This is a genomic window from Pararhodonellum marinum (assembly GCF_015354735.1).
In the GTDB taxonomy this organism is placed as follows: Bacteria; Bacteroidota; Bacteroidia; order Cytophagales; family Cyclobacteriaceae; genus Pararhodonellum; species Pararhodonellum marinum.
The window spans coordinates 126,806-143,906 of sequence record NZ_JACEFJ010000001.1 but is presented as its reverse complement, the minus strand read 5'-3'; the positions used below and the strand labels follow the sequence as shown (position 1 = coordinate 143,906).

Genomic DNA, 17,101 nt, shown 5'->3' with positions numbered 1-17,101 from the left:
CTAAAATATCAGTTGTCTGACTCTTCTACCGCAAATTGGGCGCTAGGCCTTACTTTCTTATAATATAAGCGTCCCAAAATCAGTGTAGAAACAAAAAAGATCAGGGTCATCCATTCATAGGTTCTTTTTTCGGCAACCTTCCCTTCCACTTCTTCCTCTTTTTCCAAAATCACCCTTTTCAATTTTCCAATATCCTGTTCCTGCTTTTGGGCGATGAATTTGTAATCATCTTTTTGATAGGAGATTTCAGTAGTCTCTATGTTTTTCAGCAATTCCAGCTCTGCAATGATTTGATTGTCTTTTTGGATGATGCGCTCCATCCATTGATTTGTTTCCACCATATCTTTTTTGGTCCTATTGCCAAAAATACCGGATTTCTTCTCTTCAGAGGCCTGCCATTCCTGATGCAAGGTTTCTCTTTCCTGGACAAGTCGGTTTAATTTATGTTGGGCGGATAAACTTTGAGCGCTAAACAAAAAAAGGACTAACAATAACGTTTTCATGGTAGGGTTGGTTTTTCAACCATAAAACAAAATGCATGCCGAAGGAAGACTTAAATCAATAGGAAGTGTAAGGAAATTCAAAGTTTAAGCTTTTTGTTGGCTTTTCGCTTGAAGCTGCCTTTCTGCCTTTTGGTATTGGCATAGAAATTATATAAAAAGTTGATGGCCAAGGCGGTGACGCTTAAAGGCACAAAAAAAGAGGGCAGCATGGATTTGATGCCGATTAAGATAAGGAAAGTGGCAATAATTCCAATTTTGAATGTAGTATGACTTTCTGGATAGGTTCTTCCTACCATATACAAGCTGATCATTTCCAGAAACGCAACAGCTATCAATAAGTAAACAAGAATGGTCTGAAATGTGTACTCCCCTGTTATCAGGGCCCAGGCGGAAAAGCCTACAACCAATATAAAGCTCAGGGTATGCAGGGAGGTATTGTACTTTTCTTTCATGGCTATCGTGGGTAGATTGCTTGAATATAGCCTTTAAACCCAAAAAAAGCAAGTCAGAAAATACCAAAGCAATATTTCCTGACCTGCTTTTTACCCAAGAATGACACAACCTTTACAAAATTCAGGTTGCTTGGGTCAATTTATTATTTTTTGAGGTCCAATTTGATACTCAGTTCACCAAGCTGCTCTTCAGCTATGGTACTGGGCGAATCGATCATCACATCCCTTCCTGCATTGTTTTTTGGGAAAGCGATGTAATCTCTGATAGAATCTGACCCGCCAAATATGGCGCAAAGCCTATCAAATCCAAAAGCAATCCCTCCATGGGGAGGTGCTCCGTACTCAAAAGCCTCCATCAAAAAGCCGAACTGTTTCTGAGCTTCCTCATCCGAGAATCCCAAATGGGTGAACATCATTTTTTGGGTATTTCTATCATGGATTCGGATAGAACCACCACCGATCTCGACACCATTGATAACCAAATCATAGGCATTGGCCCTTACGGCACCCGGATCACTTTCCAGTAGGTCTATGTCCTCCGTTTTGGGAGAAGTGAAGGGATGGTGCATGGCATGATAGCGCTTACTTTCTTCATCCCATTCCAGCAATGGGAAATCCAACACCCATAGGGGTTTGAAAACCTGTCTGTCTCTCAAGCCCAGATCCTCTCCCATTTTCAACCGGAGTTCGGACAGCTGCTTTCTGGTAGAATTTTTGTCACCCGAAAGCACCAAAATCAAATCCCCAGGTTGGGCCTCCATGCGGTCTGCCCATGATTTGAGGTCTTCCTGGGAATAAAATTTATCCACGGAAGATTTGAAACTGCCATCTGCATTGCATTTGACATAGACCAGGCCTTTGGCACCAATCTGCGGACGCTTGACCCAATTGGTCAATTCGTCCAACTGCTTGCGGGTATATTCCCCCGCCCCTGTGGCACAGATGCCTACAACCAGTTCAGCTGCATCGAATACATTGAAGCCTTTGTTTTGGGCCAAATCATTCAATTCCGAGAACTTCATCCCAAACCTGAGATCCGGCTTGTCATTTCCATAATATTTCATGGCATCGGCAAATGACATGCGGGCCACTTCTTCCAATTCCACCCCTTTGACACTGGCAAATAGGTGTTTGACCAAACCTTCAAAAGTCTGGAGAATATCTTCTTGTTCCACAAAGGACATTTCGCAGTCTATCTGTGTAAATTCAGGTTGCCGGTCGGCCCGGAGGTCTTCATCCCTGAAACATTTCACAATCTGAAAATACCGGTCAAACCCACTGACCATCAACAGTTGCTTAAAGGTTTGTGGGGATTGCGGAAGGGCATAAAACTCCCCGGGATTTACCCTGCTGGGCACCACAAAATCACGGGCACCTTCTGGGGTGGATTTAATCAGCACCGGAGTCTCCACCTCTATGAAGTCCTTGGCATCCATGTATTTTCTGGTTTCCTGCATCATCCGGTGCCTGAGTTGCAGTTTTTCTCTGATCACCCCCCTTCTCAGGTCTAAATACCGGTACTTCATCCTCAGTTCCTCTCCCCCATCAGTATCATCCTCAATGATGAAGGGCGGCACTTTGGCAGGATTGAGAACTTCTATTGTTGAAACTTTGACTTCAATATCACCCGTAGACATTTTGGGATTTTTGGCGGTTCTTTCAATCACCTGCCCTGCAGCTTGTATCACAAACTCCCGACCCAAGCCTGCGGCTGTGTCTATCAGTTCTTTGTGACTGGACCCTTCTTCGAAAATAAGCTGGGTGACGCCATATCGGTCGCGCAAATCCACCCAGATCAGGCCTCCTTTGTTTCTGACCCGCTGTACCCAACCGGCAAGTGTGCAGTTTTTTCCGACGTCTCCGATCCTCAATTCTCCACAGGTATGTGTTCTCAACATGTTTTAAGGGTTTTTAATTAAAGTCAGCAAAGATAATGATTCATGCTCCAGATTGCTAGTTTGAAAAGTATAATAAATTCAATATTCATCCGAGTTTTTTAAAAAAAACACAATACCTAAATATCTTTATAAAATTTTCAATAAAGCTGACATCTCTTACAATAGTACAATTCATCAGTCGTTTTGAAAGTAGATTTGCACTTATAAGGGTAAAATGAAAAGAAAAAGTGACAGTTTCTTGGATATTAATGAAAAATCATATTTCTTTTGTACAAATTAGAACACGTAATAGCCTGAAATGAAAAAACCTTGGATTGCCGCTTGTACATTTGTGTTGGTATGTGCAGGATTTGGGTGGATGAATTACACCGCCAAACAAGCTGACCCTAAATTAAATGAAACTTTACACCTTGAATTGGAAGAGCCTGAGATTTTGCAGGCTAATTTTTTGTTCGGTATCAACGCCGATGGTTTTGACATCATTGAGGGCACTGTCGGAAAGAACCAAACCCTTTCCACCATTTTACAGCCCTTTAATGTCCCTTACCAGATCATTGATGAGATTGCCAAAAAATCCAAGGAAGTATTTGATGTCAGGAAAATAGCTTTCAATAAAAAGTACACCGTTTTCTCCAACAAAGACTCTTCTCAAGCCCAGTACTTGGTCTATGAACCCAATCCAGCGGAATATGTGGTTTTCAAATTGGATGACGGTGAAATCTACAAGGAAGAAAAGCCTGTAGAGATCAGGAAAAGAGAAATTGCCGGTACCATTACCCGCTCGCTGTATGTCAACATGGTGGAATTGGGCATCACACCGGATTTGATTGACCAGTTTGCCGACATCTACGGCTGGACCGTTGATTTTCAAAGGCTGCAGAAAGGCGACAGATTCAAAGTGATTTTTAACGAAAGGTGGGTGGATGATCAGATAGTCGGGGTAGAGGAAATTCAGTCTGCTTATTTTGAACACATGGGCGAAGGAAGTTACGCCATCCCCTTTGAACAAAACGGGGAAATGGCCTTTTTTGACCAGAACGGAAATAGCCACAAAAAAGCATTTTTAAGAGACCCTCTGAAGTATTCCAGAATCAGTTCGAGGTATAATTTGAATCGTTTTCACCCTGTGCAGAAAAGATACAAAGCTCATTTAGGTACTGATTACGCTGCTCCTACGGGGACTGAAATAAGGTCCGTTGGTGATGGCTATGTAGAAGCCGCAGGCTACACCAGCGGAAATGGCAACTACGTAAAAATCAAACACAACGGAACTTACTCAACGCAATATCTTCACATGTCAAAGATCGGTAACGGAGTCAAAAAAGGCACTCGGATCAAACAAGGACAGGTGATTGGCTACGTAGGTAGTACCGGTTTGGCCACAGGCCCTCACCTATGCTTCAGATTTTGGAAAAACGGCAAACAGGTAGACTGGTTGAAAGAAAAAATCCCGCCGTCTGACCCCATTCTTCAGGAAAATAAATTGGCTTATCAAAGTGTATTGGACGAAAAAATCCAGGTTTTGGCCAGTATCCACTATACGGAAGAACCTGAAACCTACCTGACCAAAGCAGACTGATCCTTCACAATTTGATCGTATTTTCCCAAATTATTACCCCGGTTATTTTTTAACCACATTAGGTACAATAGGTGACAAACGGGTTTTCCTAATAAAGACCAATAAAAAAGGAGAAGCTCTGCCACATGGATTTTGTTCTCTATTTTGGGGGAATTTAATTATTTCAACCTTCAAAACTATGTGGTCAATGTGCCCTATGTAGTAAAACATTTTGGAGCTACCAAGAGCATTGAAAATACCTTTCAAAGAAACAATTGTTTTACTCAGTTCGATCAATCATAAAATAAGTGAATGTATTGTGCCAAAAGCATATTTTTCCAAATTCAGCGTGAATTGGAATCTTCAATTTTTTAAAACTTTGTGGTCTATGTGCCCTATGTGGTTAAACATTTTGGAGCCAATCTGAGCATTGAAAACATCTTGCAAATAAACAATTGATTTTGTTTGTTTGACCACATAGCTACATTGTTCAATTAGGGGTTTTCTGATCAAAAAGACTGGCTTTTCTCATATATTTCAATCTATAATTGAGAAAATGGTACTGTTATTATTCTACGCGATTAGATGAAAAAACAAAACCCTCGGGAAATCCAAGGGTTTTGTTTTTGATATAACATCAAGATATGTCAGATGTAAGGTTTTACAGTTTAAGCAACCAAAAATCTCTGTTTACTCTTTTCATTTCCACTAAACTGGCTTCTGCGCTTTCGCTGTCCTGAAGCCTGTCTACATAGCTGTAGAAGGTTTTCTTTCCTTCTACATAAACAAAACCCAGATTGGGGAATTGCCTGCCCTCATTCATCCTTACAAAGCGCTCTGCATTCAATTGTTTTTTAAACATGCCACCTACGATGTAAAAGTTCCCTTCCTGGTCGGATTCAACTGAATCATCTTCTGATTTTTTAACAGGACCCAAGTTATTCTCGCTTGTGGTTCTTGGGGATTTGTTGATCAGCCTTAGCTCAGTTCTTCTGTTCAACTGATGCATTTCTCTGGTACAAGGCTCTTCAACACAATCATGAATGGGTCGGGTTTTTCCATACCACCTGTAGTTAAGCCTATTTTCATCTATCCCTCTCTTGATGAGGTAATCACGGACGACTTTGGCCCTGCGCTCTGATAAACCTTCATTGTAAGCCTCAGAGCCCCGGATATCCGTATGGCCTTCTATATCCAAGTGCATGCCTTCCAATTCTGTAAGCAAGAGCACTACCCTTTCAAGTTCTTTTTTGTGAACAAAACGTATGAATGATTTGTCGAAATCAAAATAGATGGTGGGAATACCCAAGTCATCCTGAAGCGCCTCCACGATGGCCATTTCGTCACACAGATCTATTCCCATCAACTGCTCGGGTATTTCGTAGTCCACATTGGGATCCGGAAATGCCTGTAAGACCAATTCACTTCTCCTATTGAGCTGATGATCATCCTCGGGACAGGGTACACCATCCCCACAATCATTGACCAGTTTTTCTTCTCCAAACCACTCGGCAGAAACCCTTCCTTTATCAATACCCATCTCGCTAAGGTAATCAGAAACTGCATCTGCCCTTCTATTACTCAAAGCAACGTTATAGGCATTGGAAGCCCTACTATCCGTATGCGATTTGACCATAAGGTCCAAAAACGAATAGTTGTTCATCAAATTAGCAAGGTTGTTTAAGGTCGGCTTGGCGTCATTTCTGATAAAGGACTTATCCAGATCATAATAAATAAGGTCTACAAAAACCGGCAACTTGTAAGGAATCCGAGCCAGCGTGTAATCTTTTCTCAAGGTATCTCCCTCCAGGGCTATGCTGGTCAGATCATTGTCTTTGATGGTAAAATATCCCTTTCGCTTCACCTCTAGATAAAAATCAGTTTCAGGGGCGATGTCCGCCATAATCTCACCATTTTCCCCCCTTAAGGTCTCAATCTCCTCGGTTTGGTCTCTTTCTCTCAAGGTGGTCAGGAAGTCCTCGCTAATGATATTTCCATCACAATCGATAATCCGGGCAATAAACTTCTTGTAAAGGTCTTCCACGCTATAGATATCGTCCAGTCCTTTCCCCTCAAATCTGTCAGAAGAAAGGTATCTTTTTCCATCCCTTGCCCATTTGAAAGCAAAATCATCCTGAGGAGAATTGATGGGCATGCCCATGTTGGTTACATTGCTGTAAGCACCACTCGACTCATCTGCAACGAAAATGTCATAACCTCCTAATCCGGGGTGCCCGGTGGAACTGAAATAGAATTTACCCTCATAGGGGAACGGGTCTCTTTCATCTCCCAACGTATTGATGCTAGGTCCAAGATTGACTGGCTCGCTGAAAGTCATTTCCTCATCAAAAGTGACATAGTACAAGTCATAGCCACCATAGCCGCCTGGCATATCGGAAGCAAAATAAAGTCTACCGTTGGCCTCATCCACGTAAGGATTGATCAGGCCATATTCAACAATTTTGTTAAGAGGAAAAGGATTGTAGTCAACAAGTTCCCCTGCTTCATTCACCGTGCTGTAATAGATCTCTGGGTTAAAATCGTAATATCCGATCTGAGACTGACCATAGTCCATCTCAGGATTGACCCTGTTTTTGCTTTTCAACCTTTTCCCATCTACCCGCTGAACGTCCCTTGTCACAGAATAAAAGACAATAGGCCTCTCCTTCATAAAGTAGAAGTCAGAAAAATTAAAGGTGTCAGGTATGGGTGATTTTACTTCACTGATTTCCCCTTCCTCACCTTGCTTATAGGTGATGAGGTAGTCCCTTCCTGTCCAATCGTATTTGTTTTTACTGAATTTATTGTTTCCGTCTATTCGGATCCAAGGCTTTGTACTTCCCGCTGCATCCCCGCGATCAGAGGTAAAATACTTTTGCTTATCATTGTCCATGGCCAACCCGAAATCTGAAAAAGCTGAATTGATGGTATCCAATGGAATAAGTTCTACATTTTTGGGATTATCATACCAATTTTGAAGCCGGTTTACGTCAAAGGCAGACAACAATGACCCGTCCAACTGGCTTTTCCCAGGACTTACTGCCTCCCTCAGTTCCTCCAAATTCCCCATTTGTTTGACGGCATTGAGGTAATTGGCATAATCTTCATTGGTGGATTCTTCAAATTCTACTGTCTTTTTCCACCATTCATGTGCTTTTTCGTAATCCTTAAGCATCTGAAAGGCTTCGGCAGCTTTTTTGGCAGTGGCATACCTTGCTCTTTTTTCAAAGGCCTCCACATAAATCTCTGAAGACTCCTTAAAATTGTTCATCCCATATTGCTTGTCCGCATACCGCAGCATGGCATTCTGGGCCAATAATGGAGAACTGAAGAGGGATATGAAAATAAAAGCAGCTAAAACTGTAAAAATCTTTTTCATGTTGGGACCAAATTTGGTTTTCATTCTTATAAAATTCGTTGCAATATTTCTTCTTTCAAACAAAGACTAGTCAGCCTTTCTTCAAAGGAAGTTGAATGGATATAAACGGAAATATCTGGTTGATATGGGTAGAATTCAGCTATAAATACTTGCTCCGGGGGTAACATGTTTGGCTATGTGAATTTAGAAATTTCTGAATGTACAAATGCCCTGATCTTTCCTTCAGAACATCTTGATTTTCTGTCATTTTTTAAATTACTAGGCGCGACATGACCCAAATCTCCGGCTTTGGTATTCCAAAAGTTAGGCTCTGACACGTGTAAAATAGTTATAAATATTAAAAATGAAAAACTTTTTTAATACTTGAATCCAAAAATAGAATTTTTTTATCAGGTTTAAACCATCTAAATTACAATACAATATTTCAAAGAATGGTCACCTTGCCAATTTATGTTAGGAAACATACAATATATTGCATTTCGGAAATATTTTTTTGTTGCTCAAATAAGAATCGATCTATTCATCAACTAAAAATAATTCCTAAATTTTTTTATGTTTTATTTAAAAAAATTTTTACCGGACTTAAAAAATTTATCTATTGTGTTAAACAATAGATCAAAGATTACATTAATACATAAAATCTACGCGCTTACTTAAACAAAAAAGAGGTTTTTCAACCTCTCCTTTTTTTAGATTTTCTCTCTTGTTTAATTTTTTGGATGTACCTTTTGATCAGGTTCAACCTTTGATTGTCTCCAAGCAGTTCATGGGGAACAATCCTTTCCAAACTCCACTGCATATTGTATTAATTTAATTGGTTTATAGAAATAAAACGTCAAAATATCGAATAAGTTTTAGATTAATCTAATTTTTGTTGAAAAATAGTCAGAAATGGATAAAACTTACCGAATTTTAAATTCTGTTTGGCTCACATTTTGGAAGTTGTAAATTGCCTAAAACTCAGAAAACATGGTTGAAATGGAAATGACCTCTTTGCGCTTAGAAGTAGATGAAACTTTTAACTTACAGAAAACATATGCCCTAGAAAGAAGAAATAGTTCGCATGAAGATCGGATCAGGCCTTTGCAGAAATTAAAGGACTGGATTCTTTCGCATAAAGAGGACATTGCAAAAGCGATGTACGCTGATTTCAGGAAACCTGGTCCAGAAGTAGAATTAACTGAAATATACATGGTCCTAGGGGAAATCAACCACGCCATCAAGCACCTTGAAGGTTGGATGAAACGCCAAAAGGTCAAAACCCCGCTGACCATGACTGGAAGCAAATCCTATATCTACCACGAACCCAAAGGGGTGAGTTTGATCATCGCCCCGTGGAATTATCCATTTAATCTGGCGCTTTGTCCCTTGGTTTCAGCCCTTGCCGCAGGCTGTACCGTCATACTAAAACCCTCTGAATTGACCCCACACACCTCTGCCCTGTTAAGGAGAATCATGGAAGAAATTTATGACAAAGAATTGGTGGCAGTGGTGGAAGGTGGCGTAGAGGCCGCCCAGTTGTTGCTAAAGAAACCTTTTGACCACATATTTTTTACAGGTAGCCCTACGGTCGGTAAAATAGTGATGAAAGCCGCATCGGAGCACCTGAGTTCAGTCACGTTGGAACTGGGTGGCAAAACCCCGGTGATTTTGGACCATGGATGTGACATCAAAGACGCCGCAGAAAAGATTTGTGCCGGAAAGTTCACCAATTGTGGTCAAACCTGTATCGCTCCTGATTATGTGCTTATTCCTGAATTCATGCTGGAAGAGTTTGTGAAGGTGATGGGAACGACCATTCAAAAAATGTACGGAAGCAAAAAGGGTATTGAGGCCAGTAAAGATTATGCCCGTGTGGTCAATGAAAAACACCTGGGAAGATTGCAGGACTTGTTGGCTGATGCAACCCTCAAAGGAGCAAAAGTCGTTTTTGGTGGACAGGTAATCGAGGCTGAAAATTACATGGAGCCCACTTTGCTCACCCAAGTGACGGAAGATATGGAGGTGATGAAGGAGGAGATCTTCGGACCTATTTTACCCATCCAAACCTACCAAAACCTAGAGGAAATCGTCCCAATCATTAATTCCAGACCAAAACCGCTTGCTTTGTACCTCTTTTCAGAATCCCAGTTTGTCATAGACCACATCCTTACCAATACCTCTTCCGGAGGGGTATGCATCAATGATTGTGCAGTCCATTTCTTCCAGAATGAGCTTCCCTTTGGAGGGGTAAATCACAGTGGATTTGGTAAATCTCATGGCTTTTATGGTTTCAGGGCATTTTCCAACGAAAAGGGCGTTTTCAAACAGAGGGTAGGTTTTACCTCCTTCAAGTCACTCTACCCTCCTTACGGATTCAAGGGTAAAAAATTGACTCAGGCCTTGATCAAATGGTTTTGAACGATGACACTTCAAAGATACCTGTTTCTATTCTGCATGATGAGTCACCTACTACATGAGGCCAATGCCCAACAACGACCAAGGGAAATGGGGGTTACCATAGGTGTACTTTCCACTGGTACCTTAAATTCCATCACAGACGTGCAAGGAGTCCAAGTGGGCCATCTGACAAAAATTGAAGGCAGTGAAATTCGAACCGGCGTTACGGCCATTCTTCCCCACGAAAACAATATCTTTCAACAGAAAGTACCTGCAGCCATTTATGTTGGAAATGGTTTTGGAAAGCTTGTGGGCAGTACGCAGGTAAATGAATTGGGGAATCTGGAAAGCCCTATCATCTTAACCAACACCCTTAGTGTGGCGCAGGGCATTGAGGGAGTTATCAATTATACATTGGGATTTCAGGAGAATCGGGATATCTTATCTGTTAATGCGGTAGTGGGCGAAACCAATGACGGATACCTCAATGACATTCAAGGCCGGCATGTAAACGCCTCAGACGTCCAACAAGCCATCCAAAATGCTGCTCCCGGCCCCCTTGAGGAAGGTAACGTAGGTGCAGGTACCGGCACGGTTTGTTTTGGGTTCAAAGGCGGAATCGGCACCTCCTCAAGAAAACTTCCGGATGAGTTGGGAGGATTTACTGTGGGCGTTTTGGTGCAAAGCAATTTTGGAGGTGTGCTTCAGATCAACGGCGTCAAAGTAGGAGAAGCGCTTGGGCAATATGCCTTCAAAGGACAACTGGAATCCGCAGACGGTTCTTGTATGATCGTGGTTGCCACCGATGCCCCTATAGATGCCAGAAACCTAAAAAGATTGGCCCAAAGGGCTTTTCTTGGTTTGGGAAAAACGGGAGGAATCGCCTCAAATGGTTCAGGGGATTATGTCATTGCTTTTAGCACCCACAAAGACTTGAGAATATCACATCGAGCTAAACCGCTGGAATTGCTGGATCAAAAAAACCTGAGAAATGAGGACATGAGTGCCTTGTTCCTTGCTGCCATTGAAGCCACGGAGGAAGCCATTGTCAATTCGCTTTTCGCAGCCACAGACATGAAAGGAAGATCCGGGCATGAAATTAATGCTTTGCCTCTAGAAGAAGTTTTGCCTTTGTTGATTCATACCAAACCTTAATGCATTTTAATTCCGTTAAACTTTTAAATTCTTTAGTTTTACAGTTCCTTCCAACTTTGTGAGAATCCATGAACGATCCAGAATTATATCCCATCCCTAATATTCAAGCTCCCAAATCCAAAAGGATAGTGGTTATCGGAGCGGGATTTGCAGGATTGAAACTGACCCGCAAGCTCGCCCACACCGATTATCAGGTCGTTTTGCTTGACAAAAACAATTACCACATGTTCCAGCCCTTGCTATACCAAGTGGCCACTGCGGCATTGTCCCCAAGTTCGGTTTCTTTTCCCTTACGGCGTATTTTTCATAAAACAGAGAATGTGGTTTTTCGTATGGCCGTAGTGAAAAAAATAGACAAAAAAAACCAAATCATCTACACCAATTTAGGTACCCTTGAATACGATATGCTGGTTTTGGCACAAGGGGCCAACACCAATTACTTTGGCAACCAAAACATCCAAAAGTTTTGTGCTCCGATGAAAACCACCTCGGAAGCACTTTATATCCGGAATAAAATCATCTCCAACTACGAAAGGGCCATCAACCTGCCCAATGAATCGGATAGAAAACCAGTCATGAATGTGGTAATTGTTGGGGGCGGAGCCACTGGAGTCGAACTAGCTGGGTCCATTGCCGAATTGAGAAACAAAGTTTTGCCAAAAGATTATCCCCAATTGAGTTTTGCAAACATGCGGGTGATCCTCATAGAGGCGGGCAATAGCCTTCTCAGTGGGCTTAGCCAGTCTTCAAGGGATAAAGCTTTGGTTTATCTCAAGCGATTGGGAGTGGAGGTGATGCTGAATACCATGGTGGAAGATTACGATGGCCTTACCGTGAAATTAAAAGAAAAGGATTCCATTCTTACCCTCACCTTACTCTGGGCAGCAGGCATCAAAGCCAACACTTTACAGGGACTTGAAGACAACCAAAGGGCACCCAATGGAAGGATCCTTGTAGATGAATACAACCGGTTGCTTGGGGAAGAAAATATGTATGCCGTAGGAGATCAATGCCTGCAAACTGAAGAAAAATATCCCAAAGGGCATCCTCAGGTAGCTCAGGTAGCCATTCAGCAGGCAGCCAATCTAGGAAATAATTTCAAAGCTGATTTAAAGCAAAAACCCAGAAAACCCTTTTCATACAAAGATTTGGGTTCGATGGCCACTGTGGGCAAAAGAATGGCTGTGGTTGACCTGCCATTTATCAGTTTTCAGGGGATGTTTGCCTGGCTTGTCTGGCTATTCGTCCACTTAATGGCCATTTTAGGGGTCAAAAACAAATTGATGATTTTTCTTACCTGGTCATGGCATTACCTATCCTTCGACCCAAGCCTCCGTTTATTGATCCGACCCAGGTATGTCAAAGATTTTAAGCGGCAGTGGATGTTGGAGGAAAAAGATTATGAGGATTAGGACGAGAAGCTGATTTTTAAACTCAAAGTTCGACGGTGAAAGTAGGGAAATGAGGATGGAATGAAGATTAAGGGAATTGGGAACTGAAAGACTCGGTTAAAGATTGGCTTTGGATATTTTTAAGGTTGTCAAAGTTGTCAAAATGGTTGTCAGGTTTTCTGCCTTTGGCCTGCTGAAAGCCTCGTAACTCGTAAATCGTACTTCGTAACTCCCAATTCATTATTCATTATTCATTATTCATCATTCTTTTTTTAGGATGGGATGAAGATTAAGGGAATTGGGAACTGACTCGGTAAAAGATTGGCTTTGGATATTTTTAAGGTGGTAAAAGTTTTCAAATGGTTGTCAGGTTTTCTGCCTTTGGCCTGCTGAAAGCCTCGTAACTCGTAAATCGTACTTCGTAACTCCCAATTCATTATTCATTATTCAACATTCTAAATTCATCATTCTTTTTTTAGGATGGAATGAAGACTAAGGGAATTGGGAACTGAAAGACTCGGTAAAAGATTCGCTTTGGATATTTTTAAGGTTGTCAAAGTTGTCAAAATGGTTGTCAGGTTTTCTGCCACTGGCATGCTGAAAGCCTCGTAACTCGTAAATCGTCCTTCATAACTTCATTATTCATTATTCAACATTCTAAATTCATCATTTTTTTTTTAAGGATGGAATGAAGACTAAGGGAATTGGGAACTGACTCGGTAAAAGATTGGCTTTGGATATTTTTAAGGTGGTAAAAGTTGTCAAATGGTTGTCAGGTTTTCTGCTGCTGGCCTGCTGAAAGCCTCGTAAATCGTCCTTCATAACTCCCAATTCATTATTCATTATTCATTATTCAACATTCTAAATTCATCATTCTTTTTTTGAGGATGGAATGAAGACTAAGGGAATTGGGGACTTAAAGACTCGGTAAAAGATTCGCTTTGGATATTTTTAAGGTTGTCAAAGTTGTCAAAATGGTTGTCAGGCTTTCTGCCTCTGGCATGCTGAAAACTCAGAAGTCGTAACTCGTAAATCGTAAATTATATTTCAGCATTCTTTTTAAGAATCATACTCGGTATTTATTTACATATAATCAGCCAAAAGCCTCGTAAATCGAAATTCCTATTTCCATATTGTCCCTCAATTGAAATCATCCTCTTCAAAATCATCCTCATCCGGCATTCCCATATCAAACATGCTACTGAATAAATCCTTGAATTGCATGCCGGTTTCAAGTAGTTTTTTGCTCAATTGACTGTATTCTGCCAAGCCGTGGAGCGCAAACTCCATGTAAAACTCTTTCTCTTTCTCAGGGAGACTCTTGATAAAGTCAGTGGCCAATTTTTCCAAACCGGGCACCTCATGCAGCCGCTGTTTGTAATCTTTGTCACTTTGGGAAGCCAAAATATCCAGGGTGTTGCCCTCACCAAACCAAGCCAAGGTCACTGTATAAGGATTGGCCTCTTTGTCTTTTTTCTTTTGCTCGGGTGAAGGGAAAAACTGGGTAAACATTGTTCTGATGGCTTTTCCAATCAGGTTGTAAGCTACTAGCCCCGCACCTTCCTGCTCGCCTTCATACACCAATTCAACTTTTCCGGTAATGGAAGGAATGATCCCGATCAGATCAGCTATCCTCACTACAGTATGTTCTTCATTGTTTTTGTAGATCCTGCGCTCTGCGGCACTGAGTAGGTTTTCATAAGCGGTAATGGTCAACCTAGCCGATACCCCACTCTTTTCATCCACATACTCACTGGACCTTGCTTCCACTGCCACCTGCTCAATCAAGTCTTTCATGATCGCGGGAACATGAATCCGGTTCAGAGGTTTGCCGTTTATCTTGGCTTCTTGCTCGGTAATTTTTTTACCGATCTCAATGTTTTTCGGATAGTGTGTGATGATCTGGGATTCAATTCTATCCTTCAATGGCGTCACGATGCTTCCCCTGTTGGTATAATCCTCAGGATTGGCAGTGAATACAAACTGAATATCCAAAGGAAGTCGCAACTTGAAGCCCCTGATTTGAATGTCCCCTTCCTGAAGGATATTGAATAAGGCGACCTGAATTCTGGCCTGTAAATCCGGCAATTCGTTGATGACAAAGATAGACCGGTGAGAACGGGGCACCAAACCGTAATGGATGACCTTTTCATCATTGTAGGAAAGCTTCATGGTAGCCGCCTTGATCGGATCCACATCACCGATCAAATCCGCCACTGATACGTCCGGAGTGGCCAGTTTTTCGGTATATCGATCGGACCGGTGCCACCATGTTATCGGAGTATCATCACCATGTTCGGCTATGAGCTCTTTGGCGAAGGTGGTGATGGGCTGCAGGGGATCATCATTCAGCTCTGAACCACTCACGACTGGAACATATTCATCCAGTAATCCTGTCATCAACCGGGCAATCCGCGTCTTCGCCTGTCCTCTGAGTCCGAGAAGGTTGATGTTGTGCATGGAGAGAATGGCCCTTTCGATATCGGGAATTACCGTATCCTCATAGCCCCAGATTCCTTCGAACACATTTTCCCCCGATTTGATTTTTTCGATCAGGTTGTGGCGAAGTTCCTCTTTGATACTTTTGGGTTCATAGCCAATGGCTTTAAGTTCTCCCAGTGTTTTTATTTGAATCAATTCTTTAGAAGTCAATTTTTTGTCATTCATGCTAAAAGCGTTTCGTTCTATTTCTTCTGTAATCCTCAAAAATCAGGTCGCCAAGGCCTTTTAAGCTGCTGTAATAGGCATTTCCATTGTTCACTTTGGTAAATTCTCTCACAAATTCCTTGAGATAGGGATCCGAAGCAATCATAAAGGTGGTGACAGGAATCTTCGTTCTTCTGCAACGGACAGCTAGTTTGAGGGTTTCGTTCATGATCTTGCTGTCAATGCCAAAGCTATTTTTGTAGTACTTGATCCCTACTTTCAGACAGGTTGGCTTCCCATCGGTGATCATGAAAATCTGTTTGTTGGGATTTTTTCTCCTTCTCAACAAATCCATGGCGAGTTCCAGCCCGGCGACGGTATTGGTATGATAAGGCCCTACCTGAAGGTAAGGCAGGTCTTTGATTTCAATCTGCCAGGCATCATTGCCAAAAACAATGATATCAAGGGTATCTTTGGGGTATCGGGTTTTGATCAATTCCGCCAAAGCCATGGCGACTTTTTTGGCCGGCGTGATGCGGTCTTCCCCATACAAAATCATGGAGTGGGAAATATCAATCATGAGCACCGTGGAAGTCTGACTTCTCATCTCGGTCTCCATCACCTCGAGGTCATCTTCGGTAAGCAGGTAATCCCCACTGAATCCGTGGTTGACTTGCGCATTTCTCAGGCTGTCCGTCAGGGCGATTTGGTCCAGATTATCCCCAAACTCATAGGGTCTCCTGTCCGTTCCCCGCTCCTCGCCTGGGCCTGAATGCGTGGTTTTGTGCTGTCCGGATTTGGCTTTTTTCAATTTTCCGAAAATTTCTTCCAACGCATTTTTCCTGATGGACTGTTCTGCTTTTCCGGTAATTTTAATTTCGCCTTTTTGGTTTTCTTCCGTCAGATAACCTTTGCTTTTGAGATCATCTATAAAATCCCCAATCCCGTATCCGGGCTGGGTCAGATTATGCCTTTTGTCTAAATTGGTCAACCAACTCAAAGCCTCAGCCACATCCCCACCAGTCATGGTCACCAGTTGAAGAAAAATATTCAACAGGTTTTCAAAGGTGTTTTTTTCAGGGTCCTGAGCAGGTACAAACTTGGTGAATCTAAAACCTTTCATATTGTAGTCGTAACAAGTTAAAGGCTAAATGGGTTTATAGTAATAGAACAAAACCTTACAATTATGAAAAATTATGCCCTGCCGGTTGCCTGGGTGACTGGCTTTCTCCTCATATTCGTTACCCTTACGCAGTTGCAAGCCAATACAGCATTGATCCTCTTTCTGTTTAGCATCTCCCCTATTTTGGTCATTTGGATGGTTTACAAGGTATTGGTGGCTGATGTTACGGTGGATAAAACCTTTGATGAACAGTGGTATTGCGATCGGGAAAATTAATCCTTTTTTTGATTCAATTTCTCATTGGACTTGTGCCGATCTTTGTCTCTGAGATTTTTTTTATCAAAGTTTTTTTCCAAAGCTTTGGTCAAATCAACCCCGGTCTGATTGGCTAGGCAAATCAATACCCAAAGGACATCGGCCATTTCATCATCCAAGTTCCTGTCTTTGTCACTTTCCTTAAAGGATTGCTCTCCATACTTCCTGGCCATAATCCGTGCCAATTCACCTACCTCCTCCATAAGAATGGTCATGTTGGTCAATTCATTGAAATACCTTACTCCAACGGTCTTGATCCATTGGTCAACTTTTTCCTGTGCGTTCGCGATGGTCATAATGTA

At 41.9% G+C, this 17,101-nt stretch carries 12 protein-coding genes; 5 read left to right on the top strand and 7 right to left on the bottom strand.

From position 1 onward, the window contains the following. Positions 1 to 8: 8 nt before the first annotated feature. From H1A14_RS00610 to aspS, 3 genes are all read right to left on the bottom strand, one after another. On the bottom strand, positions 9 to 503 hold the full coding sequence (locus H1A14_RS00610) for a Clp protease ClpB (RefSeq protein ID WP_194774266.1): 495 nt from the start codon (positions 501 to 503) through the stop codon (positions 9 to 11). 77 nt (positions 504 to 580) lie between these two features. Continuing rightward, positions 581 to 955 (bottom strand): hypothetical protein, encoded by a 375-nt coding sequence (locus H1A14_RS00605; protein WP_194774265.1) that lies wholly within the window; start codon positions 953 to 955, stop codon positions 581 to 583. 143 nt (positions 956 to 1,098) lie between these two features. Further along, positions 1,099 to 2,853 carry an aspartate--tRNA ligase gene (gene aspS, locus H1A14_RS00600; RefSeq protein ID WP_194774264.1) on the bottom strand — a complete coding sequence of 585 codons (1,755 nt, stop codon included), beginning with the start codon at positions 2,851 to 2,853 and terminating at the stop codon, positions 1,099 to 1,101. 298 nt (positions 2,854 to 3,151) lie between these two features. Here aspS and H1A14_RS00595 point away from each other — a divergent pair, with 298 nt between their 5' ends. Beyond that, the gene (locus H1A14_RS00595) at positions 3,152 to 4,432 is read left to right on the top strand and encodes a M23 family metallopeptidase (RefSeq protein WP_194774263.1); all 1,281 of its coding nucleotides are present in this window, start codon (positions 3,152 to 3,154) and stop codon (positions 4,430 to 4,432) included. A gap of 640 nt (positions 4,433 to 5,072) precedes the next feature. Here the strand turns inward: H1A14_RS00595 and H1A14_RS00590 are convergent. Beyond that, the gene (locus tag H1A14_RS00590; RefSeq protein ID WP_194774262.1) at positions 5,073 to 7,790 is read right to left on the bottom strand and encodes an OmpA family protein; all 2,718 of its coding nucleotides are present in this window, start codon (positions 7,788 to 7,790) and stop codon (positions 5,073 to 5,075) included. Between the two features lie 978 nt (positions 7,791 to 8,768). On the opposite strand from H1A14_RS00590, the gene H1A14_RS00585 reads away from it, so the two are divergent. From H1A14_RS00585 to H1A14_RS00575, 3 genes are all read left to right on the top strand, one after another. Beyond that, a complete protein-coding gene (locus H1A14_RS00585; protein WP_194774842.1) occupies positions 8,769 to 10,190 on the top strand; it encodes an aldehyde dehydrogenase family protein in 1,422 nt (473 codons plus the stop codon). Positions 10,191 to 10,226: 36 nt separating this feature from the next. After that, the gene (locus H1A14_RS00580; RefSeq protein WP_228527479.1) at positions 10,227 to 11,324 is read left to right on the top strand and encodes a P1 family peptidase; all 1,098 of its coding nucleotides are present in this window, start codon (positions 10,227 to 10,229) and stop codon (positions 11,322 to 11,324) included. Between the two features lie 68 nt (positions 11,325 to 11,392). Then, the gene (locus H1A14_RS00575; RefSeq protein ID WP_194774260.1) at positions 11,393 to 12,736 is read left to right on the top strand and encodes an NAD(P)/FAD-dependent oxidoreductase; all 1,344 of its coding nucleotides are present in this window, start codon (positions 11,393 to 11,395) and stop codon (positions 12,734 to 12,736) included. A 1,119-nt stretch (positions 12,737 to 13,855) separates the two neighbouring features. Here the strand turns inward: H1A14_RS00575 and H1A14_RS00570 are convergent. Both H1A14_RS00570 and H1A14_RS00565 read right to left on the bottom strand, forming a co-directional pair. Further along, positions 13,856 to 15,382: a P-loop NTPase family protein gene (locus H1A14_RS00570; protein ID WP_194774259.1), complete on the bottom strand. Its 1,527-nt coding sequence runs from the start codon at positions 15,380 to 15,382 to the stop codon at positions 13,856 to 13,858. 1 nt (position 15,383) lies between these two features. Continuing rightward, the gene (locus tag H1A14_RS00565) at positions 15,384 to 16,484 is read right to left on the bottom strand and encodes a vWA domain-containing protein (protein ID WP_194774258.1); all 1,101 of its coding nucleotides are present in this window, start codon (positions 16,482 to 16,484) and stop codon (positions 15,384 to 15,386) included. Between the two features lie 63 nt (positions 16,485 to 16,547). Between H1A14_RS00565 and H1A14_RS00560 the strand changes: the two genes are divergently transcribed. Next, entirely contained in the window at positions 16,548 to 16,760 is a 213-nt protein-coding gene (locus H1A14_RS00560) for a hypothetical protein (protein WP_194774257.1), read from the top strand. Here H1A14_RS00560 and H1A14_RS00555 read toward each other — a convergent pair. Next, positions 16,757 to 17,095, bottom strand: coding sequence for a nucleotide pyrophosphohydrolase (locus H1A14_RS00555; protein ID WP_194774256.1), 339 nt, complete (start codon positions 17,093 to 17,095; stop codon positions 16,757 to 16,759). The two genes, H1A14_RS00560 and H1A14_RS00555, sit on opposite strands and share 4 nt — an antisense overlap. Between the last annotated feature and the right edge of the window lie 6 nt (positions 17,096 to 17,101).

Excerpts from the sequence above, each read along its gene's own strand:
- H1A14_RS00610 (WP_194774266.1), bottom strand. The coding sequence starts at position 503 with ATGAAAACGTTATTGTTAGTCCTTTTTTTGTTTAGCGCTCAAAGTTTA.
- H1A14_RS00605 (WP_194774265.1), bottom strand. The coding sequence starts at position 955 with ATGAAAGAAAAGTACAATACCTCCCTGCATACCCTGAGCTTTATATTG.
- aspS (WP_194774264.1), bottom strand. The coding sequence starts at position 2,853 with ATGTTGAGAACACATACCTGTGGAGAATTGAGGATCGGAGACGTCGGA.
- H1A14_RS00595 (WP_194774263.1), top strand. The coding sequence starts at position 3,152 with ATGAAAAAACCTTGGATTGCCGCTTGTACATTTGTGTTGGTATGTGCA.
- H1A14_RS00590 (WP_194774262.1), bottom strand. The coding sequence starts at position 7,790 with ATGAAAAAGATTTTTACAGTTTTAGCTGCTTTTATTTTCATATCCCTC.
- H1A14_RS00585 (WP_194774842.1), top strand. The coding sequence starts at position 8,769 with ATGGAAATGACCTCTTTGCGCTTAGAAGTAGATGAAACTTTTAACTTA.
- H1A14_RS00580 (WP_228527479.1), top strand. The coding sequence starts at position 10,227 with ATGATGAGTCACCTACTACATGAGGCCAATGCCCAACAACGACCAAGG.
- H1A14_RS00575 (WP_194774260.1), top strand. The coding sequence starts at position 11,393 with ATGAACGATCCAGAATTATATCCCATCCCTAATATTCAAGCTCCCAAA.
- H1A14_RS00570 (WP_194774259.1), bottom strand. The coding sequence starts at position 15,382 with ATGAATGACAAAAAATTGACTTCTAAAGAATTGATTCAAATAAAAACA.
- H1A14_RS00565 (WP_194774258.1), bottom strand. The coding sequence starts at position 16,484 with ATGAAAGGTTTTAGATTCACCAAGTTTGTACCTGCTCAGGACCCTGAA.
- H1A14_RS00560 (WP_194774257.1), top strand. The coding sequence starts at position 16,548 with ATGAAAAATTATGCCCTGCCGGTTGCCTGGGTGACTGGCTTTCTCCTC.
- H1A14_RS00555 (WP_194774256.1), bottom strand. The coding sequence starts at position 17,095 with ATGACCATCGCGAACGCACAGGAAAAAGTTGACCAATGGATCAAGACC.